Below are 13,661 nucleotides of genomic sequence, written 5' to 3' on the forward strand. Positions count from 1 at the left end.
CGAGGAGAGCATGAAGAAACCCGCAGATTCATTCCGCAAAGGCGTCGTGCAGATCGCCGAAGTCGCCAATGGCATCATGGACCCGGTCCTGTCGAAACGCGCCGGCATCAACACGGCGCTGCTCGGCTCCTGGGACGAGATCGCCGGGGACGATTTTGCCGATTGCACCCGCCCCGAAAAGATCACCTGGCCGCGCCGCGACGAAGGCCCGGACCGTGGCGGATATCACCCCGGCGTGCTGACGATCGCCTGCGAAGGCGCGCGCGCGCTATTTCTCACCCACGCGCAGGGCGAACTCATTGCTCGCATCAACGGCTTTTTCGGCTTTCCGGCCGTGCGCCAGATCAGGATCGTACAGAAGCCCGTCTCGCAAACCATCACCCGCCGGCGCAAACCGCAGCCCCTGCGCGGCGATGCGGCAAAACGTCTCGATGACATGATGGACGGCATTGAAAGCGAGGCGCTGCGCAAGGCGGTGGAGAGGCTGGGTACGGCGGTGTTGCAGAAGAAGCCGGGGCGCAGGACGATTTGATGCAAGATGCCGTCCTTGACTGGTCACAATTCTTTGACAAGAAGAGTTCAGAACCCCGCTTGTGATGAACAGGCCGTCGCTATATCGGAATCAACGGACAATAGAGTCTATTACCAACAGGTGCTTTCATGCATTTTCCCGAACTGACCATTTCCCGTCGCAGCCTTCTCGGCGGCGTTGCTCTTGCCGCCATCGCCACGGCCCTGCCGTTTGCCTTTACGTCTGGCATCGCCGAGGCGCAGGAATTGCCTGAATCCACCGGCGATGTGGATATGGCTGCGGTAATGAAGCCCGGCCCGCTGCCGGAAGCAGCGCTCGGCGATGCCAACGCACCCGTCAAGATCGTCGAATATATGTCGATGACCTGCCCGCACTGCGCCAACTTCCACAACAAGACCTTCGAAGAAATCAAGAAGAAGTATATCGATACCGGCAAGGTCTATTTCGTGCTCCGCGAATTCCCGTTCGATCCGCGCGCCGCTGCCGCCTTCATGCTGGCGCGCTGCGCACCGGAAGGTCAGTATTTCCCCTTCGTTTCCATGCTGTTCAAGCAGCAGCAGAGCTGGGCCGTTGCGCAGGATGCGCGCGCCGCCCTGCTGCAAATGTCGAAAATGGCCGGTTTCTCACAGGAGTCTTTCGAGGCCTGCTTGACGAACCAGAAACTTCTGGATGATGTGAACGCAACCATGCAACGCGGTGCGACGGAATTCGGCGTCAACTCCACGCCGACTTTCATCATCAACGGCAAGAAATACGCAGGAGACATGTCGGTTGAAACCATGTCGGCTGTCATCGACAAGCTGCTCTGATTACCGAAGCCTTCAGAAAACGGGCGGCGGATATTTCCGCACGCCCGTTTTTTATTGCCGTTTTTCTGTCCGGAGCGGGGCGGCATGAAGTTTAACAAGCTCCGCCTCGTCGGTTTCAAGTCCTTCGTCGAGCCCTCGGAATTCATCATCGAGCCCGGTCTGACCGGCGTTGTCGGCCCCAATGGCTGCGGCAAGTCCAACCTTGTTGAAGCACTGCGCTGGGTGATGGGTGAGAACTCCTACAAGAACATGCGCGCCTCCGGCATGGATGACGTCATCTTCTCCGGTTCCGGTAACCGCCCGGCCAGAAACACCGCCGAAGTTGGCCTTTATCTCGACAATTCCGACCGCACCGCGCCTGCCGCCTTTAACGATGCCGATGAAATTCAGGTGACGCGCCGCATCGAGCGCGAAAACGGCTCCGTCTATCGCATCAACGGCAAGGAAGCCCGCGCCAAGGATGTACAGCTTCTTTTCGCCGATGCCTCCACAGGCGCACGCTCGCCCTCCATGGTGGGGCAGGGGCGCATCGGCGAACTCATCAACGCCAAGCCGCAGGCCCGCCGCCAGCTGCTGGAAGAGGCGGCCGGCATTTCCGGCCTGCATTCGCGCCGCCATGAGGCCGAGCTTCGCCTGCGCGCCGCCGAGACCAATCTGGAGCGGCTCGAGGATGTGACCGCGCAGCTGGAGAGCCAGATCGAAAGCCTGAAACGGCAGGCGCGCCAAGCCAACCGTTTCAAGATGCTGTCCGCCGATATCCGCGCCCGCGAGGCGACCCTGTTGCATATCCGCTGGGTAGAGGCGAAGGAAGCCGAGGGCGAGGCGGAGAGCGCGCTCAATCAGGCCACGAATATCGTCGCCGAAAAGGCGCAGGCGCAGATGGAGGCGGCAAAGCAGCAGGGCATCGCCAGCCTGAAGCTGCCGGAGCTGCGCGAGGACGAGGCGAAAGTCGCCGCTGCCCTGCAACGCCTGCAAATCGCCCGTACCCAGCTTGACGACGAAGCAAACCGCCTGCTCCGCCGTCGTGACGAGCTGGCGCGCCGTCTGTCGCAGCTTGGCGAGGATATTATCCGCGAGGAGCGGCTGGTCTCCGACAATGCCCAGATACTCGCGCGGCTCGATGAGGAAGAAGCCGAGCTCCTCGAAATCCTGTCCGATTCCGGCCGCCATGCCGACGAAATGCGCAAAGCCTTCGAAGCTGCGTCCGTCAAGCTGGCGGAAAGCGAAGCCATCTTCACCGCCATCACCGCCGAGCGCGCGCAAGCCGCCGCCGCCCGGCAGCAATTGGAGCGGGCGATCCGCGATCTTTCCGACCGCAAGCTGAGGCTCGAACGGCAATCGCAGGAAGCAACGGCCGAGATCGAGGCCATCGACGAAAAACTCTCCGGCCTTCCGGACCCCGCGGAACGGCGCGAAGCGGTTGAGGCAGCCGAGATTGCCGTCGAAGATGCGCTGATCGTCGTGGAAGAGGCCGACGCTGCCGTTGCCGAGGCGCGTTCCGCCGAAGCCATGGCGCGCGGGCCGCTGGAAACGGCGCGAAACCGCCTGAACGCGTTGGACACGGAAGCGCGTACCATCACCAAAATCCTCGCTTCAAGCGCCGCCGCGAATGGCAGCTTCACGCCGGTGGCGGAAGAAATGACGGTTGAGCGCGGTTATGAGGCGGCACTGGGCGCGGCGCTTGGCGACGATCTGGAAAGTCCGCTTGATGCCGCAGCACCTGCCTATTGGGCCGGTAATGGCGACGGTTCTGATGATCCTGCCTTACCGCAGACCGCCAAACCGCTTCTGGATTATGCTCAGGCGCCGGATGCGCTTAGGCGTGCCCTTGCACAGATCGGCGTCGTTGCAGACGTCACGGAGGCCCGGCGGCTGTTGCCGTCGCTGAAGGCCGGCCAGCGGCTGGTGACGCGTGAAGGCGCGCTGTTCCGCTGGGACGGCCATGTCGCCAGCGCTGATGCGCCGGGCGCTGCGGCACTTCGCCTGTCGCAGAAGAACCGCCTCGCCGAAATCGAAACCGAACTGGATGAGGCCCGCTCCATTCTGGAAGAGGCCGAAGACCAGCTTGCCGCGAAAACCGAGGAGATCAGAAGCAGCGAATTGCGGCTTTCGGACGTGCGCGACCGGAGCCGGCTTGCGACCCGTCAGCTTGCCGAGGCACGCGAGGCGCTGACATCGGCCGAACGCGCCTCGGGCGATCTTTTGCGCCGCCGGGATATCGTCTCCGAAGCACTGAACCAGATCGGCGCGCAGATCGACGAGATCGCCGTTCAGGAAGAAAATGCCCGTATCGAGATGGAAGATGCGCCTGATCTTTCCGTGCTTGATCTCAAGCTGCGTGAAAGCCAGCTGGAAGTCGCGACCGATCGCGGCCTGCTGGCGGAAGCGCGCGCCCGCCATGAAGGTGTGAGCCGCGAGGCGGAAAGCCGCCAGCGCAGAATTCAGGCAATCGGGCAGGAGCGTTCCACCTGGCAATCGCGGGCGGCAAGTGCCGCCGATCATATCGCCACGCTGCGCGAACGTGAGGAAGAAGCGCGCGAGGAAATCGCCGAGCTGGACATTGCGCCCGAGGAATTCGACGAAAAACGCCGCAACCTCCTCAACGAATTGCAGAAGACCGAAGACGCCCGCCGCGCGGCCGCCGACCGGCTGGCCGAGGCGGAAAACCTGCAGCGCGCCGCCGACCGGCTGGCGGCAACGGCGCTTTCCGAACTGGCCGAAGCCCGCGAAAAGCGCGGCCGCGCCGAAGAGCGCCTGGTTTCCGCCCGCGAGAAGCGCCAGGAGGCGGAACATCGCATCCGCGAGACGCTGAATACCGAGCCGCATATGGCGTTTCGCCTGACCGGCCTTGGCCCGGACCAGCCAAAGCCCGATATCCGTGATGTCGAGCGCGATCTGGACCGGCTGAAGATCGAGCGCGAAAGGCTTGGCGCCGTCAATCTGCGCGCCGAGGAGGAGCAGGCCGAGCTTTCCGCCAAGCTCGCGGCGCTGATCAAGGAGCGCGACGACATCATCGATGCCGTGCGCAAGCTGCGCGCCGGCATCCAGAGCCTGAACCGCGAGGGCCGCGAGCGGCTGATTGCCGCCTTCGATGTCGTCAATTCGCAGTTCCAGCGGCTGTTCACGCATCTCTTCGGCGGCGGCACGGCGGAATTGCAGCTGATCGAGTCCGACGATCCGCTGGAAGCCGGTCTCGAAATCCTCGCCCGCCCGCCGGGCAAGAAGCCGCAGACCATGACATTGCTTTCTGGCGGTGAGCAGGCGCTGACGGCCATGGCGCTGATATTCGCCGTCTTCCTCACCAATCCCGCGCCGATCTGCGTGCTGGACGAGGTGGACGCGCCGCTCGATGACCACAATGTCGAGCGCTACTGCAACCTGATGGATGAAATGGTGGCCTCCACCGAAACCCGCTTCGTCATCATCACTCACAATCCCATCACCATGGCGCGCATGAACCGCCTCTTTGGCGTCACCATGGCGGAGCAGGGCGTGTCGCAACTGGTGTCTGTTGATTTGCAGACCGCCGAACAGTTGCGCGAAGCCGTCTGAGGCGACAATTCCGGGATTCAATTTCTGGTTTTGCTCAATGTCAATTTATCTTGCCATATCACCCATTCGGGTGAGCGACATTGCGCGGCAGTTTGCTATGTCTTTCGCAAGAGCCAAAGGTTCTCCTGAGACCCCACCATCCGGTTTCCTGTACCGGATGGAATGCCTTGCGAGGCCGCTGCCGTGGCCTCGCAAGGCTTTCTTTTTCCGGGTTCATAGGGTTGCGCGGCGGTTTGCATTGGCAATTGTGTCAGGGGAGTAAGCCTCTTTCCGTCATACCGGCCTTGAGCCGGTATCCAGCCAGCCCAAGTCCTTGGGCTGAAAGGACTCTTCCCGTCGCGCGATAGCCGCGTCGACTGGATTCCGGCTCAAGGCCGGAATGACGGAGAGAGGCGACGCAGCCAATCACTGTAAACACTGGCATGCTGCAACTGCCCGCGCAGTGTGCGAGTTTCTCGGCCCATGATGCATGGAGGCCACCATCACTCACCCTGGCACAAGCCGCAACCTTGTGCCCCAGGGGTCGATCGCTTCCACGACATTATTCTCCATCTCCACCAGCACATAACCCGCGGCCCGTAGCCGTGTTTTCTGCGCCTGGAGATCGGTGGGGTTGCGAACGGTGATTGAAAACCAGTCGAGGCCGGTTTCCATGGCGTTGCGTTCCTTTGCGCCACGGCTGTTCCAGGTATTCACCGCCAGATGGTGGTGATAGCCACCGGAAGAGAGAAAAGACGCGTCGGAACGCGCATCCTGTGTCGGTTTGAGGCCGACGGCCTCTTCGTAGAAGGCGCGGGCAGCGGCGATGTCCCCAACTCGCAGGTGGATGTGGCCAATGCGCATTCCCGCGGGGGCGACGTCATAATCACTGTTTTTGGTATCGGTCAGCTTTACGAGATCATCGACATCGAGAGGCTCGGTGCCCATTTTAACCACGTTGCCGCTCCACACCCATGTGTCCGTGGGACGATCGCTGTAGACCTCGATGCCGTTACCTTCGGGATCGTTGAGATAGATCGCCTCGCTGACATTGTGATCGGCAAAGCCCGTCAGAGGCACCTGCTTCAGCGCCGCATGCACCAGCCAGCGCGCCAGATCCTTGCGGGAGGGCATCAGATAGGCGACGTGGAACAGGCCGGCAGAGGTGGGGCTCTCGAAATCCGCTGCGGGCTTGTGATCGAGATCGAGCAGCGGGACGGTCCCGACACCCAGCGTCACGCCCCTTGCCGTGCGTTCCACTTCGTTCATACCCAGCACCGAACGGTAATAATCGATCATCGGATCGAGTTCGCGCACGCGCAGCGCCGCCTTGCCGATATGCATCGGCGTCGTCAACGCAAAGGGCAGGGTGGGATCGACGGCGGCGGAAGCTCCGCCCTCGGCTCTTAGCGCACCGGCAAGGGCGGTGGCGGCGCAGGAAATTCCGGCAAATTTGAGCGTGTGGCGGCGGGTAAATTGCATGAATAATCTCTTTGTCGGCGATTTGAATGGCTTAGGTAACACTCCGTTTCAGCGCACTACACGAATGCGTCAATGCTGCTGTTATGTCCTGTTTAAGGCAATTCTGGCGCGCAATTCGCCGCAATTATGCTGCACTGCGATGTAAACTACGCGTTGCGGCGTTCCCAACGTGCCGCCAATGCTGTAGATGATAGAAAAATGACAACGCTTCTGGGTGGAGAGCGTGGAATGAAAAAATGGGTTTATACCTTCGGCAACGGTGCTGCCGAAGGCCGGGCAGGTGACGTTGCGATATTGGGCGGCAAGGGCGCAAACCTTGCCGAAATGGCAAGTCTCGGCCTTCCCGTTCCCCCCGGCCTCACCATCATTACCGACGCCTGCGCGCTTTATCACAAGAACGGCCGCGATCTCCCGGATGACCTGAAGCTTCAGGTCATGGCCGGCCTGCATGGTATGGAAATCGTGACCGGCAAGACCTTCGGCGGCAGCCAGTCGCCACTGCTCATCTCCGTCCGTTCCGGCGCGCGCGCCTCCATGCCCGGCATGATGGACACGGTGTTGAACCTTGGTCTCAACGACCGCACCGTCGAGGCATTGGGCCACGATGCGGGCGACGCGCGTTTTGCCTGGGACAGCTATCGCCGCTTCATCCAGATGTATGCTGATGTCGTCATGGGTCTCGACCATGAAATGTTCGAGGAAATCCTCGAAGATGAAAAAGGCCGGCTTGGCCATGAATACGATACGGACATGTCGGCGGTCGAATGGCAGCACGTCGTTTCGCTCTACAAGAAGCTGATCGAAGATGAGCTCGGCGAAGCCTTCCCGCAGGATTGTCACGTCCAGCTTTGGGGCGCAATTGGCGCCGTGTTCGCCAGCTGGACCAACCACCGTGCCGTGACCTATCGGCACCTGCACAATATTCCCGGCGACTGGGGCACGGCCGTTAACGTTCAGGCCATGGTCTTCGGCAATCTCGGCTCGTCCTCGGCAACCGGCGTCGCCTTTACCCGCAACCCCTCGACAGGCGAGGCGGAGCTTTACGGCGAATTCCTCGTCAATGCGCAAGGCGAAGACGTGGTGGCGGGCATCCGCACGCCGCAATCCATCACCGAGGCCGCACGCTTGGCCTCCGGCTCCGACAAGCCATCCATGGAAAAGCTGATGCCGGAAGCCTTTTCCGAATTCCTGGCGATCTGCAAGCGGCTGGAAACCCACTACCGCGACATGCAGGATCTTGAATTCACCATCGAGCGCGGCAAGCTCTGGATGCTGCAGACCCGCTCCGGCAAGCGCACCACTCGCGCCGCCATGAAAATCGCGGTCGATATGGTGGAGGAAGGGCTGATTTCGCAGGACGAAGCCGTCTGCCGCATCGAGCCGTCGTCGCTCGACCAGCTGCTGCATCCCACCATCGATCCCGGCACATCCCGTCCCATCATCGGCTCCGGCCTGCCCGCCTCTCCGGGGGCGGCAACGGGTGAGATCGTCTTTACCGCGGAAGAGGCGGTCGCCGCCGAAGCCGAGGGGCGTCGCGTCATTCTGGTACGCATCGAAACCAGCCCGGAAGATATTCACGGCATGCATGCCGCCGAAGGCATTCTGACGACGCGCGGCGGCATGACCAGCCACGCCGCCGTGGTGGCGCGCGGCATGGGCATTCCCTGTGTCACCGGCGCCGGCTCCATGCGGGTCGATATGCGCAACAGGGTGCTGATCGGCGTCGGCTGCATGCTGAAGCGGGGGGATGTCATCACCATCGACGGTTCCTCCGGCCGGGTGCTGAAAGGCGAGGTGCCGATGACGCAGCCGGAACTCTCGGGTGATTTCGGCAAGCTGATGGAGTGGGCGGACAAGCTGCGCCGGATGACCGTGCGCACCAATGCGGACACGCCCGCCGACGCCCGCGCCGCGCGCGCCTTTGGCGCTGAGGGCATTGGCCTCTGCCGTACCGAACACATGTTCTTCGAGGGCGATCGCATCCATGTCATGCGCGAGATGATCCTGGCCGAAAGCGAAAAGGGCAGGCGGGCGGCGCTCGATGAGCTTCTGCCGATGCAGCGCTCGGATTTCACCGAACTTTTCCAGATCATGCACGGCCTGCCGGTGACGATCCGCCTGCTCGACCCGCCACTGCACGAATTCCTGCCGAAGACGGATGGTGAAATCGTCGAGGTTGCCGCCGCCATGGGCATGCCGCAGACGGTGTTCCGCCAGCGGCTGGATGCGCTGCACGAATTCAACCCCATGCTCGGCCATCGCGGCTGCCGTCTCGCCATCTCCTACCCGGAAATCGCCGAAATGCAGGCCCGCGCCATTTTCGAAGCGGCCGTTGCGGCGGCGCGCATTACCGGCGCGCCCGTCGTGCCTGAGATCATGGTGCCGCTGGTTGGCCTGCGTTCGGAACTGGATTATGTGACTGCGGTCATCGACGGCGTCGCCGCGGCGGTGGCGAAAGAAACCGGCATGGAGATCGAATATCTCACGGGAACCATGATCGAGCTGCCGCGTGCGGCTCTGCGCGCACATGTCATTGCCGAAGCGGCCGAGTTCTTCTCCTTCGGCACCAATGATTTGACGCAGACGACCTTCGGCATTTCCCGCGACGATGCGGCGCGTTTCATCAATACCTATCAACGTAAGGGCATCATCGAACGCGACCCGTTCATTTCGCTCGATTTCGATGGCGTGGGTGAATTGATCCGCATCGCCGCCGAACGCGGCCGCCAGACGCGGCCAGAACTGAAGCTCGGTATCTGCGGCGAACATGGCGGAGACCCGGCCTCGATCCATTTCTGCGAAAATGCCGATCTTGATTACGTCTCGTGCTCGCCTTTTCGCGTGCCCATCGCCCGCCTAGCCGCCGCGCAGGCGACGCTTGCCGCGCGGGCGGAAGAAGGGCAGGTGGCAAGCAATGTCGCCTTTATCCCCGTCAGGGGTTCTGTTGGACGATGATGCGCCGCTCCACCACCACGGGACGGTAGAACATGTCGCGGTTCATCTGCGCCTGCCAGGCACGGTTGTCGGCACGACGGTCCATTTCCAGATCGAGAAGGCAACCGGCCATCGGGTCAGTGCCGGGACGGAAACCGTAACCCCGGCATGTCGCCTCATCCCGAGCCCGGCGCTCTTCCGGTGTCAGCGTCTGGCATGCCGTGAGCGCCAGCATGGCGGCAAGCGCACCGAAGACGATGGAAAAGCGCATTTTGTTTCTCCCTGATATGACAGCCGTACGGCACTTATTGCCGAGATTGATACGCCTGTTTTAGGACGGGGAAAAGCCGCGGCAGGGTGGAAAGTTGCGTTCGGTTCGAGAACATACCAGTCGTCAAGTCTGCTTGGAACGCGCCATTTCAGCGCGCATCCAGCTTGAATCCCCCCATGTCGAGAGCCAGATCATCAGGTCGGTTAGAAAGCCGATAATCGGAAGAAGAAGCTTGTGAGCCAGACCGCGTGTCGCCTGGTTTTTTTCGGCTTCCCGTAAATGCGCCAATTCCTGTTCCTGGATAGAAGCGATGAGCCTGTAAAGCTCGCGATCTCCCGTTTGCAAGAAGGCCAATTGATCGTCCAGATGGCGGTGAACGGTGCTTTCAACGGCTTCGGTGCAAATCCAGATCATGTTGCGTCCACCCAGCGCGGTCAGAAAACCGAGCAGGAAACCTCCGAGGCTCCAAAATGCCATGACGCGACAAGGCCTTGCGTCTCTGGATGGCATGGCTTCTCTGAACAGGCGGCAATGATCGATCTCGTCTTCCCGCATCTCCTGCAGAGGGGGTACAATGTCCGGAAACAGCCGGCGAGCCATCCATATCTGCGCGCCGTAGATGCGAATAGCGCCAAACTCTCCGGCGTGATTGACCTTGAGAATACGCCGAACGGTAAGAGCCGGGTCGTGTTTACCTAGACTGTCGGACATGTGAAATGCTACCTCAGCCTACTCCCGTTCACACGAACACGGCACAAATCGCTTCTGCTTTTTTGGTAGGGGCTAGCCGCCCCTTTAGTCCAGTTCCATAGTCTCACACAACAACAAATAAATTACACGATCGGTGATGACGACCAAGGCTAGGCGTTCATTGCAGCCGCGCAAGCTTTGCTGGCGGCTGCAATGACGACGGTTTCGCCAAGATGATGACTTCATCGGTAGCGTTCGTCATCGAGGCAGGGACGTGATGCGCAGGGAGCAATCACGTTCATTGCTTTGCTCAGGCCGTCGCCACTTCACGGTCATCGAGTGCGTCGATGTCCTTGGCGTTGTTATAAACGGCCTCGTTGAGAATGCCCTCACGCTTGGCGACAATGGTGGGCACCAGCGCCTGTCCGGCGACGTTGACCGCGGTGCGGCCCATGTCCAGGATCGGGTCGATTGCGAGCAGCAGGCCCACACCTTCGAGCGGCAGTCCGAGTGTGGAGAGCGTCAGCGTGAGCATAACCACCGCGCCGGTCAGTCCGGCCGTTGCGGCGGAACCGAGCACCGAAACGAAGACGATCAGCACATATTCCTGAATGCCGAGGGGCACCTGGAAGAACTGCGCGATGAAGATCGCCGAGATTGCCGGATAGATTGCGGCGCAGCCGTCCATCTTGGTCGTGGCGCCGAGCGGCACGGAGAAGGCGGCATATTCGCGCGGCACGCCGAGGCTCTTTTCCGTCACGGTTTCGGTGACGGGCAGTGTGCCGATGGAGGAACGCGAGACAAAGGCGAGCTGGATGGCCGGCCATGCGCCCGCAAAGAAGCGCGAGGGCTTCAGGCCATGCGCGAGAAGCAGCGCCGGGTAAACGACGAAAAGCACCAGTGCGAGACCGATATAGACGGCCGCTGCATACCAGCCGAGCTGCGACAGCGTGGTCCAGCCATATTGGTCAACTGCGCGGCCAAGCAGGCCGATGGTGCCGATGGGGGTAAGGCGGATGACCCACCACAGGATTTTACGCACGATGGCGAGCAGCGACTGGTTGAAGGCGAGGAACGGCTCCGCCGCCTTGCCGGCTTTCAGCGCCGCGACACCGAAGGCAATCGACACCACCAGCAACTGCAGGACGTTGAAATTCAGCGAGGTGCTGGCCGCGCCATTGCTGATTTTGGTAGATGCTTCGAGGCCGAAGACGTTGGCCGGGACGAGACCCTTGAGGAAGTCCAGCCAAGAACCGGTGGAGGACGGTGCTGCGGCTGCCGTATTGGCGATCGCCGTGTTGACGCCCGGCTGGATGACAAGACCGAGCACGATGCCGATGACGACCGCGATCAAAGCGGTGATGGCGAACCAGAGCAGCGTCTGCCAGACGAGCTTCGCCGCATTAGAGAGGTTCTTGAGATTGGCGATGGAGGCGACGATGGCGGTAAAGATCAGCGGCGGCACGAGTGCGCGCAGCAGCTGGACGAATATGCTGCCGATGGTCTGCAGCGTCACCGAGAGCCAGTTGGGGCTACCGGCGGCGTCGGGGCCGATATTGCGGGCAACAAGGCCAAGCAGCAGGCCGATGACCATGGCTATCAGAACCTGAAAGCCAAAATTGCGATAAAAGGGTTTATGCCCCGAGGGGCGGGCAGAGGTCGTTGCCTGTGACATGACATGTCTCTTTATTGTGCAAGAAAGCGAGAATGTTGCATTTTTTACAAGCATTCTCGAGGGAGGTCGCCGAGAATACGCCGATTTCCTCAGCAATTAAGGGATGAACGTGCGTATTTGTTGCATTGTCGGGGAATTATTCTCTGACGCTACGGCAATGCGGAAAAATATTCCTGCTTCTTGTTGGCTTGGCCTCTCAGTCCGTCGCGCAGGGAAAGTCATGCCAATTGCGCCGACGTCATCCTCGGGCCTGTCCCGAGGTCTGCCGATATATTGATTTTTATTGGAGGTAGTTAGATCCTCTGCACAGAGCCGAGCATGACGTTGAGCGAGTCTTCACCCTTAATCACCGACCTCAAGGAAACTGCGACCTGTCCGGAAATTTAACCCGGACAGAAGTGGATCATACCCGGAATGGCGGAAGAGAGGTCTTCGGGGGGCACGCTTTACCCGCAGATCGCCCCCTCCTTTGTTTTCCTCGCCGCAATTCCGGTCTATGACATCATATGCAGGTGATTCCCTGCCAGAACCCGGGTGCAACGCCTCTTAGCCAATGCGATCTAACGGATATCCGCTTCCATGACTGTGCGTTTCGTCCGGCCTTTTTCGGTTGCAGCCTATCTTTCCCGCTATCTGGGCCTGGCGGCACTGGCGCTTTTTCTCATCGCCGCCGGCATCCACCGTTTCGGGCCGCTGACGACGCCTGATCTTGTCGGGCTGCTCCTCATTGCCGCAGGCATCGCTTTTCTTGCCGTGCTTCTGGCGCTGATCGGCCTTGAGCGGCTGTGGACCAGAGGCGCACGCGGCGGCCTTTCGGCGCTGGCGGCGCTGCTTCTCTCGGCCTTGCCACTCGGCGTTGTCGGCTACGGCGCCTTTCTTTATTGGCAGCAGCCGAAGATTTACGACATCTCCACTGACCTGAGCGATGTGCCGGAGTGGCTGGCGACACCGGCCGCCAACCAGCAATGGCTGGTGCGGCCCGCGACCATTACCAAGGCTGATCGCGATGCGCAGATGGAGGCCTATGCCAGCCTTGCCGGGCGCCGTTATGAAGGCGCGATAGACCGCATCTACGCCGCCGCCAAAAAAATGGCCGCCTCCCAGAACATCCGCATTACCCATACGAAGGGTGTGATCGGGGCGGAGGATGCCCCTGCCGTCGGGGTGCCAGCACAGGACAGGCAGCAGCCCGCCGACGATGCGCCGGTGGAAGACCTGCCCTCCATCGTGCCCGTGCCCATGGCCCGCCCGACCGACGCGCCTTTGCCCACCTTCTTCAACGGCAGCGGCGTGGTGCTGATGCAGGGTGAAACCCGCACCCGCATCTGGGGCCTGCGCTTCGATATCCTCATTCGCCTGAAGGAAGAGGCGGAAACTACCATCGTCGATGTCCGCGTCGCCTCCCGCTACGGCCCGCACGATCTTGGCATGGGTGCGGCGATTGCCGAGGCCTATCTCGATGCTCTGGATGCGGAGATGCAGGGTCTGAACGATAATTGAGGCCGGAAGGCAAAGCTACACGTCGGCCGAATGGATCGCGACGTCGCCGCTCGTTTCTTCTCCCCGCCGAGGAGGAGGTGGCCCGAAGGGCCGGATGATGGGGTAACGGCGGAGATTTTCGGAGAGCTTGCCCCCTCATCCCGCTGCCGCGGACTTCTCCCCGGCGGGGAGAAGAAACAGGTGGCGCCCGCTCGTTCGCCATCGAACGGGCGGCGAGCATGAAAGCATCTTGAGAAT

9 protein-coding genes are annotated in these 13,661 nt (G+C 61.3%); 5 read left to right on the forward strand and 4 right to left on the reverse strand.

Annotated features, from left to right (window positions below; all coding sequences use genetic code 11):
• Positions 1–10: 10 nt before the first annotated feature.
• From EGT36_RS10535 to EGT36_RS10545, 3 genes are all read left to right on the forward strand, one after another.
• Positions 11–532, forward strand: coding sequence for a DUF721 domain-containing protein (locus EGT36_RS10535; protein ID WP_037090771.1), 522 nt, complete (start codon positions 11–13; stop codon positions 530–532).
• 128 nt (positions 533–660) lie between these two features.
• Positions 661–1,341 (forward strand): DsbA family protein, encoded by a 681-nt coding sequence (locus EGT36_RS10540; RefSeq protein WP_037090769.1) that lies wholly within the window; start codon positions 661–663, stop codon positions 1,339–1,341.
• Between the two features lie 84 nt (positions 1,342–1,425).
• Complete coding sequence (locus tag EGT36_RS10545) at positions 1,426–4,893, forward strand: chromosome segregation SMC family protein (RefSeq protein WP_037090767.1); 3,468 nt, start codon at positions 1,426–1,428, stop codon at positions 4,891–4,893.
• 486 nt (positions 4,894–5,379) lie between these two features.
• Here the strand turns inward: EGT36_RS10545 and EGT36_RS10550 are convergent, their stop codons facing one another.
• Positions 5,380–6,354 carry a VOC family protein gene (locus EGT36_RS10550; protein WP_037090765.1) on the reverse strand — a complete coding sequence of 325 codons (975 nt, stop codon included), beginning with the start codon at positions 6,352–6,354 and terminating at the stop codon, positions 5,380–5,382.
• A 228-nt stretch (positions 6,355–6,582) separates the two neighbouring features.
• Between EGT36_RS10550 and ppdK the strand changes: the two genes are divergently transcribed.
• Positions 6,583–9,309, forward strand: coding sequence for a pyruvate, phosphate dikinase (gene ppdK / locus EGT36_RS10555; protein WP_004440419.1), 2,727 nt, complete (start codon positions 6,583–6,585; stop codon positions 9,307–9,309).
• Here ppdK and EGT36_RS10560 read toward each other — a convergent pair.
• From EGT36_RS10560 to EGT36_RS10570, 3 genes are all read right to left on the reverse strand, one after another.
• On the reverse strand, positions 9,287–9,559 hold the full coding sequence (locus EGT36_RS10560; protein WP_004440421.1) for a hypothetical protein: 273 nt from the start codon (positions 9,557–9,559) through the stop codon (positions 9,287–9,289). The genes ppdK and EGT36_RS10560 overlap by 23 nt on opposite strands.
• A 123-nt stretch (positions 9,560–9,682) precedes the next feature.
• Positions 9,683–10,270, reverse strand: a complete 588-nt coding sequence (locus tag EGT36_RS10565) for a demethoxyubiquinone hydroxylase family protein (protein WP_125270373.1) — start codon at positions 10,268–10,270, stop codon at positions 9,683–9,685.
• A 289-nt stretch (positions 10,271–10,559) separates the two neighbouring features.
• Positions 10,560–11,924, reverse strand: coding sequence for a dicarboxylate/amino acid:cation symporter (locus EGT36_RS10570; RefSeq protein ID WP_004440424.1), 1,365 nt, complete (start codon positions 11,922–11,924; stop codon positions 10,560–10,562).
• A 579-nt stretch (positions 11,925–12,503) separates the two neighbouring features.
• Between EGT36_RS10570 and EGT36_RS10580 the strand changes: the two genes are divergently transcribed.
• The gene (locus tag EGT36_RS10580) at positions 12,504–13,424 is read left to right on the forward strand and encodes a DUF1499 domain-containing protein (protein ID WP_004440428.1); all 921 of its coding nucleotides are present in this window, start codon (positions 12,504–12,506) and stop codon (positions 13,422–13,424) included.
• The last annotated feature ends 237 nt before the right edge of the window (positions 13,425–13,661 follow it).

Source organism: Agrobacterium sp. FDAARGOS_525, assembly GCF_003938925.1.
In the GTDB taxonomy this organism is placed as follows: Bacteria; Pseudomonadota; Alphaproteobacteria; order Rhizobiales; family Rhizobiaceae; genus Agrobacterium; species Agrobacterium pusense.